This is a genomic window from Rhodanobacter panaciterrae (genome assembly GCF_014651895.1).
GTDB classification, from domain to species: Bacteria; Pseudomonadota; Gammaproteobacteria; order Xanthomonadales; family Rhodanobacteraceae; genus Rhodanobacter; species Rhodanobacter panaciterrae.
On record NZ_BMXT01000001.1, the window covers coordinates 1,858,209 to 1,872,926 of the forward strand.

The window sequence follows — 14,718 nt, forward strand, 5'->3', positions numbered from 1 at the left end:
GGTCAGACTAGCCCAGCACGGGCCGGGCGCCAAGCCTGAAGCCCTCAGCCGGCCGGACAAACCGGAGTCTGGCCGTTGCCAAGCATGCGTGCCGCCGTGGCGATCTGTCCCGCCAGCGCCCCGAGTGCGCGCTGGTGGCCGGCAACCAGTGCGTCGTAGCCCGGCCCCACCGATTCGTTGATGCGGCTGGTGCAGGCCAGCGCAGCAGCAGGGTGCTCCCCGCGCAACAGGCGCACGCTCCATGCGCCTTCGATCAACGCATAGCTACCGGGCTGCGAGTCGAACCGGCGCAAATCCAGCTTGATCCGCAGCACCGGCTTGTCGTTGCCGGGCATGCCGCTGACGTCCTGGCTGTTCAGCTCGCGCGCCAGATCGGCCGACAACGCACTGCGCACCTCGTCGCTGAGCGGTGCGATCCAGCGTTCGCTGCCGAGCAGGGCCACACCCTGGCCGCCTTCGCGCACCACCAGTTGTGGCTGATCGACCTGCGCCGGCACGCTGACCGGCAACAGTTCGAACGGCAGCGACGGCGTCATCGAACTCGCTGGCGTGTCGCCAGCCGGTGCAACAAGCGTGTAGTAGTGCAGCGGTGCCGACGCGCAGGCAGCCAGTGCCAGCGCGGCTCCCGTGCCCAGCAGGCGCATGGCGATACGGATCATGGCTGGCTCCCTTGCGGCGGTTTGGCCGCCGCTGCCGGCGGCGTGGTGGTGGCTGGCTTGTCATCGGGACCGCGGCCGCGAATCAGCGCCTCTGGATGCACGCCCAGATAATCGGTGAGCACCCGCAGCGAACGCGCCATGCGCTGCACTTGCTCCAGCGTAGCGCCCAGGTTCTGCTGCAACGGCGAGTCACCCGACAGTGCATTGCTGGCCGTGCCCATGGTTTTCTGGACGCCCTTCAAGGTGTCGTTGAATGCCGGCAAGGTCTGGCCATTGACCTGCTTCAACGTGGCATTGAGCCCGGCCAGGGTCTGGTCCAGATTCTTGCCGATGCTGTCGAACGGAATCTTGTCGAGCTTGTCGACGATGTCGGCCATCTGCTCCTGCAGCTTGTCGAAGCTGCCCGGAACGGTCGGGATCAGCAGTGGCTTGGCATTCGGATCGAAATCCACCTTCGGCGTATGCGGCACGAAATCCAGCGCGACATACAGCTGACCGGTCAGCAGGTTGCCGCTGCGTGCCTGCGCGCGCAGGCCGTGCTCGACCATGCGCCCCAGCAGCTGGGTCAGGTCGGGATTCTCGCCACGTGCCTTGGCCAGCGCCTCCAGCTTGTCATAGGCCTTGCCCAGGCGCTGCGGATACGCCACCGCACCCACGATCACCGGGAAGCGCTGAGTCTTTTCGTCGTAATCGAGATTGACCGACACCACCTTGCCGATATTGATGCCGAGGAATTCCACCGGTGCATCCACCGCCAACCCGCGCACCGACTGCTCGAAGCGCATGCGGAAATAATGCGGCTCGCCGTCAGGCGGCGCCATCGCCGTGGCCTGGTCGGCAAACAACTGGTACTGGGTCAGCTCGGGTGCCGGCGTGCTGTCGTGCGGGCCGCGCGGATCGAGAAAGGCAATGCCACCGGCCAGCACCGAAGCCAGCGACTGGGTATTGACCTTGAGGCCACCCGCGCCGAGCGAGAGGTCGACGCCGCTGGCATTCCAGAAACGGGTGGATGCGGTGACGAACTTGTCATTGGGGCCATCCACGAAAATACCTATCGAGATGCCCTTGCCGTCCTTGTCCAGTTCGTAGGACACCACCCGGCCGACCTGGATGCGTCGGTAATAGATCGGCGAACCGATATCCAGCGAACCGAGGTCGTCGGTATGCAGCACGTAGCTGTGGCCCGGCGCGCCGTGATTCACCGACGGCGGGATTTCCAGTCCCTTGAAATCATCCTTTGGCGTCGAGGAGTCACCCGTGTCGGCGCCGATGAAGGAACCGGACAGCAAGGTATCGATGCCGGATACGCCACCCAGCCCGATGCGCGGACGCACCACCCAGTAGCGCGTACCTTCGGTGGCGAAACTTTCGGCGTTCTTCTCCAGCGCCACGCTGACCAGCACGCGCTTGTGATCCGAACTGAGCCGAATCTTGTGCACCCGGCCGATCACCACGTTCTTGTATTTCACCGGCGTCTTGCCGGCATCCAGCCCTTCGGCGCTCTGGAAACTGATGGTGATCTGCGGGCCTGCCTGCAGCCAGTTGTTGACTACCAGCGAGAGGCCGACCAGCGCTGCCAGCGCCGGCACCAGCCAGACCAGCGAGGCATTGAAACGACGATGCCGCACTACCGGTCGCGGCAGTTCGCTGCCGTCCGGACCATCGCGTTCAGTGCGGTTGTCGTCAGTCATCACTATCCCTGCCATCCCAGATCAACCGGGGGTCAAAACTCATCGAGGCCAGCATAGTCAGTACCACGGTCAGGCCGAAAAAGATCACGCCAGGCAGCGGTTCGACCAGGCTCAGCAGCCCGAAACGCACCAAGGCCGTCAACAGCGCCACCACGAAGACATCGAGCATCGACCAGTAGCCGATGAACTCGACCAGCCGATAGAGTTTTGCACGCTGCGGCCGTGCCCAGCCGCTGCCGCGCTGGCTGCTCAGCAACAACGTGCCCAACGAAAGGAATTTCAGCATCGGCACCACGATGCTGGCGGTGAACACGATGATCGCCAGGTCCGGCGAACCCTTGACCCATAACTCCACCACGCCGCTGATGATGGTGTTGTCGTCGATGTCGTTCAAGCTGGCGGTGCGCATGATCGGCAGCACGTTGGCCGGGATGTACAGCAGGAACGCGGCGATCAGCAACGCCCAGGTGCGCATGTAGCTGTACGGCTTGCGCCGGTGCAGCGCCGAACCGCAGCGCGGGCACGCCAGCTCGTCGGCGGCATCATCGGGATCGGGCATGTCCGCGGAAATCACCAGCCCGCACACATGGCAACCGATCAGACCGAGCTCGGCGGCACGCGGAAACGCACTCATGCCCGATCCTCCGGCGTGAGCTCCCACAACTGGCGCAGGTCGACGCCGGCAAAAACGGTGATCAGCAAGGTCAGCACCGCATAGGCATAGATGCCCGGATCCGCCATCACGTCGAAGTAGAGGTGCGCCTTGACGATCGCCACCAGCGCGCCCAGCACGAACACCTCGCTCATCGTCCACGGCTGCAGGTAGTGCAAGGTCACCATCATCGGCACAAAACCCGGTGCGCGCCGGCCGAGGCGACCAAACCACAGCAGCCAGCCGAGCAGAGACATCTTGAGCAGCGGGAAAAAGAACAACGTGCCGGCCGCCAGCACGGCGACCACCTGGGCCTGTTGCTGCCACATCACGATGATCGTGCCCCACAGCGTGGCGCCACTGAGCTGCCCGTTCAGTCCGAGAGTGACGATCGGCCACATGTTCGCCTGCACGAACACAATCATCGCCGTCAGTACCAATGCCAGCATGACATTCACGCTCAGCCCGTGATGCCGCTCCAGCACTGCATAACAGCATGCACAACGCGCCACGTCGCCATGCGCCAGCGGTTGCCGGCGGTAGACCGTGTCGCAGTGCTCGCAGATCAGCAGCGCTTCGGGTGGGGTCGTGCCCATGGATTCGGTGCCTGGCTCCGGCGTGACGATCCGCGGATTCTCGCAAATCTATCGTGAACACGCTGAACAGGGCATCCCTGCCGCTTGATATGCTGGGCGTTGCCCTGATCTGAACCGACATCCGCCGAACTGGAGTTTCCCGTGACTGATGCCGCTGCTGCCCCCGCCCATGTCTTCGACGTGGATCAGCAAAGCTTCGAAGCCGATGTGCTGCAGGCATCACTGACCACCCCGGTGCTGGTGGATTTCTGGGCGACCTGGTGTGAGCCGTGCAAGATCCTCGGGCCGATGCTGGAAAAGCTCGCCGCCGAGTACAACGGCGCGTTCCGGCTGGGCAAGGTCGACGTGGACACGCAGCAGGAACTGGCCGGCATGTTCGGCATCAAGAGCATCCCGACCGTCGTGCTGGTGAAGGACGGCCAGGTGCTCGACGGCTTTGCCGGTGCGCTGCCCGAAGGCCAGCTGCGTGAATTCCTGTCGCGCCATGTGCAGCCACTGGAAGCGGCCGACGAGGCCGTCAAAGAAGAAGCCGTGCAGGAAACACCCGAGCAGGCGATCGACCGGCTGCAGCAGGCGATCGTGGCCGAACCAGACAAGGCCGAACTCAAACTCGAGCTGGCGCTGGCACTGATGCGCGCCGGCCGGACCGACGCCGCCGAAGCAGCCTTGACCGCGCTGCCTGCCAACCTCGCCATCGATGCCCGCGCGTTGCGCCTGCGCAGCGAGCTGGATCTGGCTCATGCGCTGAAAGACGCACCCGGCACCGCCGAATTGCAGCAGCGCGTGCAGGCCGACGCCAACGACTGGACTGCACGCGACCAGCTCGGCGTGCGCCTGCTGCTGGAAGGCGAGCCTGCCGCCGGCCTCAATCAATTCCTGGCGATCCTGCAGCACGCCCGCGACTGGAACGAGGGCCAGGGCAAGAAGCGCCTGCTTGCCGCGTTCGCCACATTGGATGATGCCGAGCTGGTCAGTCGCTACCGCCGCAAGATGGCTTCGTTGCTGTTTTGATCAAGGCAGCCCGATGAAAGCCTCCAGCTTCCGCCGCGTACTCAACCTGTGGCCACCGTTCCTGTTCAGCGGCATTCGCGTGCAGTCGATCAGCGATGACTACGGCGAGGCGAAGGTGGTGCTGCGGCTGCGTCCGTGGAACCGCAATTACGTGCGCAGCCAGTTCGGCGGCAGCCTGTTCGCGATGGTCGATCCGTTCTGGATGCTGCTGGTGATGCACCAACTCGGCAACGACTACTACGTGTGGGACAAGGCTGGCGCGATCGACTTCGTCGCGCCCGGTCGCGAGGATGTCTACGCCCATTTCAAACTGGAAAGCAGCGTCGTCGATGAACTGCGGGCGGCAGCGGCAAGTGGCGAGAAAGTGCTGCGCTGGTTCGAGACTGACGTGGTCACCGCCAACGGCGAAGTGATTGCCCGTGTGCGCAAGCAGATTTACGTGCGGTTGAAGCCGAAGGCGCGCTGAGCGTGCTCATTCGCTCTCGAAACGCTTGAGTTCGGCCAGCACAGATTCCGCCTTCTGCACGCTACGACCGGCAAAGTTGTTCTCCAGCCAGCGCCGATGGCCCGTCCAACGGATCAGGCCATACGCCAATCCGACCACCACGAGCGATACGCCGCCGCAGAGCGCCATCCACGGCACCAGTCCCGGAAACCTGCCCCACCAATCGGCATCACCCATCCGATCCCAGTCGTACTGGATCAGCATGAGCATGACCGGAATCCAGATCAGGCTGCCCAATACAGCGAATACCGGCGCCTCCACCCTGATACGCCATGCGCGCAGCGTCGCCAACCGACGCTGGATCTCCAGCACCGGCGCCGCATAATCGATGCCCTGCACCAGTGACAGCACCCGCGCCGAGAACACCATCGTCAGGATGCCAAACGCCTGCACCGCAATGCCGCAAGCCATCGCCTGCCATATGTGTGTATGCGTGCTCCAGAACGCCACACCCCACAGCATCACACCGATGCCCAGAGCGATCTGCGCTCCCTGCCCCCACACCAATGGCCACAGGCCGCGGCGCAGCCGATCCAGCCGGCTGTCCATGAGTATCTGCACGTTCAGCGCGTGCTGCTGTTCCAGTCGCTGATCGAGTGCCTGCCAGGCCAGTTTCATCTCGTCCAGTTCCATGTTTATGCTCCGGTAGTGGCGGCGACCATTTGCCCGCGCAGTTTCTGTTTGATGCGACTGATCTTGGTCGCCACGTTGGTTTCGCTGATGCCGAGGATCTCGGCGATCTCGGTGTAATTGCGGTCTTCCAGATACAGCAGGATCAGCGCGCGGTTGAGTGGATCGAGCTGGCCGATGAACGCGTACAGCGCAGTCAGCCGTTCGTCCTGTTCGGGTATCGCCTCGCCGCCGCCGACGGTCTCCAGGTGATGCGCTTCCAGTGGTTCGAAACGATCGCCCTCCGACCAGCGCTCGCGCCGCGCCTGCGAGATCGCCACGTTCAGCGCGATGCGATACATCCAGGTGGAAAACTTCGCCCGTGCTTCGTCATAACTGCCGAACGAACGCCACAGCTGCGCACTGATCTCCTGCACCAGGTCGTCGCGATCGGCTGCATTGCGGCTGTACAGGCCAGCCACCTTGAAGACGATCTTCCGATGTTCGTGCAGCAGCGACTCGAAGCGTTGCTGATGTTGTCTGGCAGTCATGGACGTCGATCTTCCCCGCGATTCAACCCATGATTCGCACGACCGCGAAAAAAATCACAGTGGCCCGTTCCGTGCCAGCCATGGCTGATGGTCCGGCGGCACCTTCTCCGCCTCATCGACTGCCATCGCAGCATGGCCGTGACAGGCCAGCGCCGTCCTCTACAATCGGTGACTCCCCTCCCGACCGAAATCACCCATGCGCCCCCTGCGCCTCAAACGCTACCTGCTGACCGGCCTGCTCACCTTCATCCCGTTGTGGGTGACCTGGCTGGTGTTCAAGTTCGTACTCGGCATGCTGGCCGGCATCGGTGCACCGCTGGTCAATGCTCTGCTTGGCGCGCTGGCGCTGATGGCGCCGCATGCGGCCGAGACGCTCAATACGCAATGGCTGACTTTCATCATCGCGCTGGTGATCACCCTGCTGGCGCTGTACCTGCTCGGCTGGCTGGCCACCCGGGTGATCGGCCAGCGCCTCATCAACGCGTTCGATGGCCTGCTCGCACGCATCCCGGTGGTGCAGACGATTTACGGCGGCACCAAGAAGTTGATGGCGGTGCTGCAGAACAAGCCATCCGGCGTGCAGCGGGTGGTGCTGGTGGAGTTTCCGCGCCGCGGCATGAAGGTAGTCGGCTTCGTCACCCGGGTGATGACCGAGGACGGCAGCGGCCGCGAGATGGCGGCGGTGTTCATTCCGACTACGCCCAACCCTACCGGCGGCTATCTCGTCGTGCTGCCGCTGGACGAACTGACTCCGACCGACTGGACGATGGACCAGGCGATGGCCTTCATCATTTCCGGTGGTGCAGTGGCGCCCGATACCTTGCCTGCCTCGCCCGCGACGCTACGCCATGACGCACCCGAGGATCATGCATGAGTCTGCGTCACGTCCTGTTGTCCGCCCTGCTTGGAATTGCCGCGATAACCGCACAGGCTGCTGATTCGAGCACCGACTGGATCACGCCAGCCGAAGCCGCGCAGTTCCGCACTACGCCAAGCTATGCCGATACGCTGGCCTATCTGCAACGCCTGCAGCAGGCTGCACCGGGCGTGATCCATCTGGCCACGTTCGGCGCCACGCCGGAAGGCCGGCCGATGACGGTGGTGATCGCCAGCGGCGACGACACGTTCGATCCCGCCGCCGCACGCAAGGCGGGCAAGCCGGTGGTGTTGGTGCAGGCCGGTATCCATCCCGGCGAGATCGAGGGCAAGGACGCCGGGCTGATGCTGTTGCGCGATATCGCGATCACCCACAAATACCCGCATGTGCTCGATCATCTGGTGCTGGTCTACATCCCGGTGTTCAGTGTGGACGGCCACGAGAACTCGTCGCCGTACCACCGTATCAACCAGAACGGCCCGGAAAGCATGGGTTTCCGCGGCCAGTCGCAGTACCTCAACCTCAACCGCGACTACGTCAAGGCCGATGCGCCGGAGATGCTGGCGTGGCTGAAGCTGTGGCAACAGTGGCTGCCGGACTTCCTGATCGACGTGCACACCACCGACGGCGCCGACTATCAATACGACCTGACCTGGTACACCGAGGATCCGCACAAGCTCGATCCGGCGGTGAGCGCGTGGCAGCACGACGCAATTGTCAACCACGCGATACCGGCTTACGAAAAGCGCGGCCATCTCGCCTCGATCTATCTGGAGTTCAAGGACAGCCGCGACCCGCGCAAGGGCCTCGAGAATTTCGGTTCCGGCCCGCGCTTCTCCACCGGCTACGCCGCGCTGCAGAACCGGCCAGCGCTGCTGATCGAGACGCACATGCTGAAGCCGTACGAGAACCGCGTGCGCGCCACCTACGATCTGGTCGAGCTGATGCTGGAGCAGATCAACCAGCATCCGGCCGCACTACTCGCCACCACCGCCAAGGCCGACGCCGACACCATCGGCCGCGTCCACGATGTCCAGGCGCGCGTGCCGCTGACGTTCAAGCCAGACCCGCAATCGACGAAGTTCGATCTCAAGGGCTACGCCTTCAAGGTCAGCCACAGCAACATTTCCAACAGCGACTGGATCCAGTACGACCCGAGCCAGCCGAAGAACTACAGCATCGACAACTGGAACGGCCTGCTGCCGGATCTGTCGATCACTCCTCCGGCCGCCTATGCAGTGCCCGCCCAGTGGACGGCGATCATCGACAAGCTCGACGCGCACGGCATCCGCTACAACCGCATCGACCACCCGCTGACGATCCACGCCGAGGGTTACCAGCTGGATGATCCGAAGTGGGCGACCAAACCGTTCGAAGGTCACCTGATGCTGCGCGACTTCACCCTGCATGCGCTGCCGCGCGAAGTCACCCTGCCGACCGGTTCGGTGATCGTACCGCTGGACCAGCGCGCCGCCAACGTGGCGATCCAATTGCTCGAACCACAGGCGCCCGACTCGCTGTTGCACTGGGGCTACCTCGACGCGACGTTCGAGGCCAAGGAATACGGCGAACCGCGCGTGGTCGAGAAACTGGCGCGCGAGCTGCTGGCGAAGGATCCGACACTGCACGCCGAGTTCGAGCGCAGGCTGCATGACGATCCGGCCTTCGCTGCCAGCAGCAACGCTCGCCTGCAGTTTTTCTTCGAGCACTCGCCGTGGTACGCGGCACAGCACGTCGGCGCCTACCCCGTATTGCGACTGGATGCCACCCAGCTGGACCATTTGTCGGCGGATCACAGCTCGACCGGCGGCAGCCACACCCCCTGACCTTTGACACTGTCTGACCCATGACGTTTGACCTAGCGTGAACAGGTATGGCCGCGTTTTGAGGGGGAATCCGACAGCGCGGTCCGTCCACCACCACCGTAACCGCCCGATGGGCAACATCACTCACAGAGGGATATCCATGACCAAGCAGTATCTGAAGCCCCTGGCGCTGGCCCTGGCCGTAAGCCTGGGCCTGTCGCTGACCGCCTGCGGCAAGCAGGAGCCGGCCGCCAATGCGCCAGCACCGACCAGCACCGCACCGGCGCCTGCTAGCACCACCGCTGCGGCCGATCTCGGCAAGAGCATCTTCGATGTCAGCGAGCTCGACCCGACCATCAACGCCTGCCAGGACTTCAACGGCTTCGTCAACGCCAAGTGGGTTGCCGCCAACCCGATCCCGAACGATCAGACCAGCTGGGGTGCCTTCAACATGCTCAACGAGAGCAGCTTGAAGACCCAGCACGACATCGTCGACGACGCCAGCAAGAACGCCGACAGCGCCAAGGCCGGCTCGATCGAGCAGAAGATCGGCTGGCTGTACCACTCCGGCATGGACGAGGCGACCATCGAGAAGAACGGCTTCGATCCGCTCAAGCCGAAGCTCGACGCGATCGCCGGTCTGAAGAGCGGCGACGACGTGGCCAACTTCATCACCCAGCGTTACGCCGAGGGCGACGGTCAGGTGTTCGAGTTCGGCTCCGGCGCCGACTTCCAGCATGCCGACATGCAGATCGCATACGCGAATGAGTCGGGCCTGGGCCTGCCGACCAAGGACTACTACACCAGTCCGGAGCACAAGGAACAGCGCGACGCGTACGTCGCCTATATCGCCAAGTCGCTTGAGTTGACCGGCGTCACTGAGGCCGATGCGAAGCAGCAGGCCGACGACGTGCTGAAGTTCGAGACCCAGCTCGCCGCCGCCTCGCTGGCGCCGGTGGAAGAACGCGACCCGAAGAACCAGTACCACTTCGTCAGCGTCAAGGACGCCGACAAGGTCACCCCGCATTTCAACTGGGAAAAGTTCTTCACCGCCCAGGGCGTGACTGTCGACAAGGGCTTCTCGCTGTCGCAGCCGAAGTTCTTCGCGCAGTTCGACAAGATGCTGGCAAGCACCCCGGTCAGCCAGTGGCAGGCCTATCTGCGCTTCCACGCGATCGACGACGCCTCGCCGTATCTCAGCAAGAATTTCCAGGACAACAAGTTCGCGTTCTACGGCACCACGCTGTCCGGCCAGCCGCAGCAGAAGCCCCGCTGGAAGCGTGTGCTCAGCGCCGTCAACCAGGGCATGGGCCAGGCGCTTGGCCAGTTGTACGTGGCCAAGGAGTTCACTCCCGAGGCCAAGCAGCGTGCCGAGGAACTGGTCACCAACGTGCGCAATGCCCTGAAGGCACGCATCGAGAACCTCGACTGGATGAGCGCCGACACCAAGACCAAGGCGATCGACAAGTGGAACAAGTTCCTGCCGAAGATCGGCTACCCGGACAAGTGGCGCGACTGGTCCGGCCTGGATATCAAGCCGGATAACTACTACGCCAACGTCAAGGCTGCCGGCAAGTTCAACTACGAGTACGACATCGCCAAGATCGGCAAGCCGACCGACCGCAAGGAATGGGGCATGACCCCGCAGACGGTCAACGCGTACTACAACCCGACCGACAACACGATCAACTTCCCGGCCGCGATCCTGCAGCCGCCGTTCTTCGACGCCAAGGCCGACGACGCGATCAACTACGGTGGTATCGGCGCAGTAATCGGCCATGAGGCCAGCCACGGCTTCGACGACGAAGGCAGCCAGTTCGATGGCGACGGCAACCAGAAAGACTGGTGGACCAAGGCCGACAAGACCCAGTTCGAGGCCCGCACCGGCAAGCTGGTGGATCAGTTCAACGCCTATGCTCCGATCAAGAGCAAGCCTGACCTGCACGTCAACGGCAAGCTGACCCTCGGCGAGAACATCGGCGACCTGGGTGGCCTGAACGCGGCTTACGACGCGCTGCAGATGGCGTTGAAGTCCAACCCGGAAGAGGCTTCGAAGCAGATCGACGGCTACAGCCAGGATCAGCGCTTCTTCCTCAACTGGGCTCGCGTGTGGCGTGGTTCCATGCGCGACAAGACCGCCGAGCTGCTGATCAACACCAACCCGCACGCCCCGGAATCGCTGCGTGCGATCGGTGCACCGTCCAACATGCCGGCCTTCGCCACCGCGTTCCAGTGCAAGCCGGGCGACGCGATGGTGCGCGCGGACGACAAGCAGGTGAAGATCTGGTAATCCGCTGCCCCTGAGTGCCGCAGGCCATCGCGGCACGAAGACCGAGGCCCCGCATGCAAATGCGGGGCCTTTTTGTTGGCGCCGTATCACCAGCGTTCGATGGTTTTGCCTCGCAGGCACGCACCAGCAATATTTAGGTATTGCAAATCATTCTCATTAAAAATATCGTATGCACATGCCCTGGTCCATTCGCGCAGCGATAGGCACCGGCACGTTTCACGAATTCAGATCCCTGCCACGGCAGCACACCGATGCCCACACAGCTACCCGCTGTGCGTGTTTTCGGCTGGCCCGAAATCCTGCATCCAGCCACTGCGACATTCCCGCATTCGCCAGACCCGCCAGGCCCTGTCGACACGCAGCACCCATTCATTACTGGACCCTTCATGGCCTTCATCAACAGCCGCAAGCACCCGACTATCCATCGCAAGTCCGCTTCGACGTCCGGTATGGTGACCGCAGCCACTCTGCTCACTGGCCTGGCACTGGCCTTTCCGGCGACTGCCACGGACACACCTGCGTCGTTCACTGATGCCCAGGTCACCAACGCGAAGAACCTGCCGGGTGTGAAAGTGGAAGCCACCACCAACGACTATCGCGTCGATCAGCTGTCCTCACCGAAATTCACCCAGCCGCTGCTTGACACCACGCAGACCATCAGCGTGATCAGCAAGGAGCTGATCCAGCAGCAAGGCGCCACCACGCTGACCGAGGCGCTGCGCAACAGCCCCGGCGTGGGGACGTTCTACGCTGGCGAGAACGGCACGACATCGACTGGCGATGCGATCACCATGCGCGGCTTCGATACGTCGAACAGCATCTTCGTCGACGGCGTGCGCGACCTCGGCTCGATCTCGCGCGACGTGTTCAACATCGAACAGATCGAAGTGACCAAGGGCCCGGCCAGCACCGACAACGGGCGCACCGCGCCGACCGGCTCGATCAACATGGTCAGCAAGCAGCCGAACCTGCGTGACAGCATCGCGGCCTCGGTTTCCTACGGCAGTGGCGATCACAAGCGCAGCACCGCGGACTGGAACCAGCGCATCGGCAGCAACGCCGCCTTCCGCCTCAACGTGATGGGCCAGGACAGCGGCGTACCAGGCCGCGACAAGGTCGAGAACAACCGCTGGGGCGTGGCGCCGTCGCTGGCGTTCGGCCTCGGCACGGCAACCCGTGTGTATCTCGATTACCTGCACGTCAAGCAGAACAACCTACCTGACGGTGGCGTGCCCACCATCGGCCTGCCCGGCTACAGCAGCCCGGATCCGGCGCGCCCGCAGATCGGCAGCGCGCCGATGGTCGATTCCAGCAACTTCTACGGCACCGACGCCGACCACGACCACGTCAACGCCGACATGTTCACCGCGCGCATCGAGCATGACTTCTCGCCCGACGTGGCGCTACACAACACCCTGCGCTGGGGACGCACGCACGAGGATTACCTGCTCACCTCGTTCATGGCCAGCGCGGCCAACCTGCTGACGCCGAACATCAACGACCCATCCACCTGGACGCTCGCGCGCAGCAACCCAACGTTCAAGGATCAGACCAACCGCATCCTGACCAACCAGACCAATCTGACGGTCAACTTCGATACCGGCGCGATCACCCACAACCTGAGTGCCGGCATCGAGCTGACCCAGGAGAAGCTGACCACCATCGGCATGGCCACCACCCCACTTGGCGCGTTGTGGCCGGCTGCGAATCTGTACGACCCCAATCCGAACGTGGCAAACCCCGCCTACGGCCCGAACGGAACCTACAGCGCAGGCAAGACCGATACCGCGGCAGCCTATCTGTTCGACACCTTGAAGTTCGGCGAGCACTGGCAGGTCAATGCCGGCGTGCGGCTGGACAACTACACCACCGACTTCACCAGCGTGGTGACCTGCGGCACGTCCAAGACCGCCCCGGCCTGCGGCAGCCTGCCGACCGGCAGCCCGGTGTCTGGCGTCAACACCAGCCAGTCCGACAACCTGTTCAACTACAAGCTCGGCGTGCTCTACAAGCCAGTCGCCAACGGCAGCATCTACGCCAACTTTGCCGTGTCCGCGCAACCACCGGGTGGCAGCAGCCTGTCGCTCAGTTCGGCCGCCAACAGCGCCGACAACCCGATCTTCGCCCCGCAAAAGGCCCGCACCACCGAAGTCGGCACCAAGTGGGATCTGCTCGGCGAGCGACTACTGCTGACCGGGGCGCTTTATCGCACCGTCGTCAGCAATGACGTGGTGCAGGATCCGGTCGATCTGCAGTATTACCAGGTCGGCAAAAAGCGCGTGCAAGGCATCGAGCTGAGCGCGGTCGGCAAGCTCACCGACACCTGGGCGGTGAGCGCCGGCTACACCACGATGAACGCCAACGTGGCGAATGGTCCGAATGTCTCCCAGGACGGTTCCAGCGATCTGGCCTATACGCCCAAGAGCGCGTTTACAGCATGGACCACCTGGCGCCTGCCGTTCGACCTGACGATCGGTGGCGGCGCCCGCTATTCGGGCGAGATGAAGCGCGGCACCGACGGCGCGATCGGCACGCCAGCGTTCACCGAGGCGTATTGGGTGTTCGACGCGATGGCCAGCTACGCGGTCAACAAACACTTCGACCTGCAATTGAACCTGTACAACCTGTTCGACAAGAGCTACGTCGCGGCGATCAACAAGAGCGGTTACCGTTACACCCCGGGCGCGCCGCGTTCGGCCATGCTCACCGCCAACTTCCGCTTCTGACGTTTGCGTTGCAGCCCTTCTCCTTCCGGAGAAGGGCCACTCAGGAACCCGCCATGCTGCTGCACATCCCCGACGTCCTCAGCCGCGAACAGGTCATTCAGGTGCGTGCCGCGCTTGACGGCGCCGATTGGACCGACGGTCGCGAAACTGTCGGCGCGCAGGGCGCACAAGTGAAACGCAACCAGCAGTTGCCGGACGCATCGCCGTTGCGACAGCATCTGGGCCAAATTGTGTCGTCGGCGCTGGCGAAACACCCGCTCTATCACGCGGCGACACTGCCGCTGCGCACGCTGCCGCCGCGCTTCAACCGCTACGAGGGTGGCGGTCATTACGGTTTCCATGTCGATGGTGCAGTGATGGCGCTTCCCGTCGACGCCGGCCAGCTGCGCAGCGACATCTCCTGCACGCTGTTCCTCAGCGAACCGGGCGATTACGACGGCGGCGAGTTGATCGTCAGCGACACCTACGGCGAGCACGAGGTGAAATTGTCGGCCGGCGACCTGATCGTCTATCCCTCCAGCAGCCTGCACCGGGTACAGCCGGTCACGCGCGGCGCCAGGCTGGCGGCGTTCTTCTGGGTGCAAAGCCTGATCCGCGACGACAGCCGACGCCGCCTGCTGTTCGAGCTGGACACCTCGATCCAGACCCTGACCCAATCCGGCGCCGATGCCGACGCGCTGCTGCAGCTGACCGGCATCTATCACAACCTGCTGCGCCAGTGGGCGGAAACCTGAGCAGCAACGACG

Annotated in this window: 13 protein-coding genes; 7 read left to right on the top strand and 6 right to left on the bottom strand. The window is 63.6% G+C overall.

Translation table 11 applies throughout. The features are described 5' to 3' along the window. Positions 1 to 44: 44 nt before the first annotated feature. From IE071_RS08665 to IE071_RS08680, 4 genes are read right to left on the bottom strand one after another with little or no spacing between them, the layout of a single operon-like run. The gene (locus tag IE071_RS08665) at positions 45 to 659 is read right to left on the bottom strand and encodes a PqiC family protein (protein ID WP_189440684.1); all 615 of its coding nucleotides are present in this window, start codon (positions 657 to 659) and stop codon (positions 45 to 47) included. After that, positions 656 to 2,350 carry a PqiB family protein gene (locus IE071_RS08670; protein WP_189440685.1) on the bottom strand — a complete coding sequence of 565 codons (1,695 nt, stop codon included), beginning with the start codon at positions 2,348 to 2,350 and terminating at the stop codon, positions 656 to 658. Before IE071_RS08670 ends, IE071_RS08665 begins: the two co-directional genes overlap by 4 nt. Continuing rightward, on the bottom strand, positions 2,343 to 2,984 hold the full coding sequence (locus tag IE071_RS08675; RefSeq protein ID WP_189440686.1) for a paraquat-inducible protein A: 642 nt from the start codon (positions 2,982 to 2,984) through the stop codon (positions 2,343 to 2,345). Before IE071_RS08675 ends, IE071_RS08670 begins: the two co-directional genes overlap by 8 nt. Continuing rightward, complete coding sequence (locus IE071_RS08680) at positions 2,981 to 3,598, bottom strand: paraquat-inducible protein A (protein WP_189440687.1); 618 nt, start codon at positions 3,596 to 3,598, stop codon at positions 2,981 to 2,983. Before IE071_RS08680 ends, IE071_RS08675 begins: the two co-directional genes overlap by 4 nt. A gap of 141 nt (positions 3,599 to 3,739) precedes the next feature. On the opposite strand from IE071_RS08680, the gene trxA reads away from it, so the two are divergent. Beyond that, complete coding sequence (trxA, locus tag IE071_RS08685) at positions 3,740 to 4,609, top strand: thioredoxin (RefSeq protein WP_189440688.1); 870 nt, start codon at positions 3,740 to 3,742, stop codon at positions 4,607 to 4,609. 13 nt (positions 4,610 to 4,622) lie between these two features. After that, positions 4,623 to 5,075 (top strand): DUF4442 domain-containing protein, encoded by a 453-nt coding sequence (locus IE071_RS08690; RefSeq protein WP_189440689.1) that lies wholly within the window; start codon positions 4,623 to 4,625, stop codon positions 5,073 to 5,075. A 6-nt stretch (positions 5,076 to 5,081) separates the two neighbouring features. On the opposite strand, the gene IE071_RS08695 is transcribed toward IE071_RS08690, so the two are convergent. Then, entirely contained in the window at positions 5,082 to 5,747 is a 666-nt protein-coding gene (locus tag IE071_RS08695; protein ID WP_189440690.1) for a hypothetical protein, read from the bottom strand. A 2-nt stretch (positions 5,748 to 5,749) separates the two neighbouring features. Beyond that, the gene (locus IE071_RS08700) at positions 5,750 to 6,274 is read right to left on the bottom strand and encodes an RNA polymerase sigma factor (RefSeq protein WP_189440691.1); all 525 of its coding nucleotides are present in this window, start codon (positions 6,272 to 6,274) and stop codon (positions 5,750 to 5,752) included. Positions 6,275 to 6,470: 196 nt separating this feature from the next. Between IE071_RS08700 and IE071_RS08705 the strand changes: the two genes are divergently transcribed. The 5 genes from IE071_RS08705 to IE071_RS08725 all read left to right on the top strand — a co-directional run bounded on the left by IE071_RS08705 (position 6,471) and on the right by IE071_RS08725 (position 14,706). Next, a complete protein-coding gene (locus tag IE071_RS08705) occupies positions 6,471 to 7,148 on the top strand; it encodes a DUF502 domain-containing protein (protein WP_189440692.1) in 678 nt (225 codons plus the stop codon). Further along, a complete protein-coding gene (locus tag IE071_RS08710) occupies positions 7,145 to 8,977 on the top strand; it encodes a M14 family metallopeptidase (RefSeq protein ID WP_229792807.1) in 1,833 nt (610 codons plus the stop codon). The genes IE071_RS08705 and IE071_RS08710 overlap by 4 nt, the downstream gene beginning before the upstream one ends. A 139-nt stretch (positions 8,978 to 9,116) precedes the next feature. Further along, the gene (locus IE071_RS08715) at positions 9,117 to 11,246 is read left to right on the top strand and encodes a M13 family metallopeptidase (RefSeq protein ID WP_189440693.1); all 2,130 of its coding nucleotides are present in this window, start codon (positions 9,117 to 9,119) and stop codon (positions 11,244 to 11,246) included. Positions 11,247 to 11,632: 386 nt separating this feature from the next. Next, a complete protein-coding gene (locus tag IE071_RS08720; protein WP_189440694.1) occupies positions 11,633 to 13,972 on the top strand; it encodes a catecholate siderophore receptor Fiu in 2,340 nt (779 codons plus the stop codon). A gap of 53 nt (positions 13,973 to 14,025) precedes the next feature. Further along, on the top strand, positions 14,026 to 14,706 hold the full coding sequence (locus IE071_RS08725; protein WP_189440695.1) for a Fe2+-dependent dioxygenase: 681 nt from the start codon (positions 14,026 to 14,028) through the stop codon (positions 14,704 to 14,706). Positions 14,707 to 14,718 lie beyond the last annotated feature (12 nt).

Bases quoted from the DNA above. Each gene is read 5' to 3' on its own strand.
- IE071_RS08665 (WP_189440684.1), bottom strand. From the start codon at position 659: ATGATCCGTATCGCCATGCGCCTGCTGGGCACGGGAGCCGCGCTGGCA.
- IE071_RS08670 (WP_189440685.1), bottom strand. From the start codon at position 2,350: ATGACTGACGACAACCGCACTGAACGCGATGGTCCGGACGGCAGCGAA.
- IE071_RS08675 (WP_189440686.1), bottom strand. From the start codon at position 2,984: ATGAGTGCGTTTCCGCGTGCCGCCGAGCTCGGTCTGATCGGTTGCCAT.
- IE071_RS08680 (WP_189440687.1), bottom strand. From the start codon at position 3,598: ATGGGCACGACCCCACCCGAAGCGCTGCTGATCTGCGAGCACTGCGAC.
- IE071_RS08690 (WP_189440689.1), top strand. From the start codon at position 4,623: ATGAAAGCCTCCAGCTTCCGCCGCGTACTCAACCTGTGGCCACCGTTC.
- IE071_RS08695 (WP_189440690.1), bottom strand. From the start codon at position 5,747: ATGGAACTGGACGAGATGAAACTGGCCTGGCAGGCACTCGATCAGCGA.
- IE071_RS08700 (WP_189440691.1), bottom strand. From the start codon at position 6,274: ATGACTGCCAGACAACATCAGCAACGCTTCGAGTCGCTGCTGCACGAA.
- IE071_RS08705 (WP_189440692.1), top strand. From the start codon at position 6,471: ATGCGCCCCCTGCGCCTCAAACGCTACCTGCTGACCGGCCTGCTCACC.
- IE071_RS08710 (WP_229792807.1), top strand. From the start codon at position 7,145: ATGAGTCTGCGTCACGTCCTGTTGTCCGCCCTGCTTGGAATTGCCGCG.
- IE071_RS08715 (WP_189440693.1), top strand. From the start codon at position 9,117: ATGACCAAGCAGTATCTGAAGCCCCTGGCGCTGGCCCTGGCCGTAAGC.
- IE071_RS08720 (WP_189440694.1), top strand. From the start codon at position 11,633: ATGGCCTTCATCAACAGCCGCAAGCACCCGACTATCCATCGCAAGTCC.
- IE071_RS08725 (WP_189440695.1), top strand. From the start codon at position 14,026: ATGCTGCTGCACATCCCCGACGTCCTCAGCCGCGAACAGGTCATTCAG.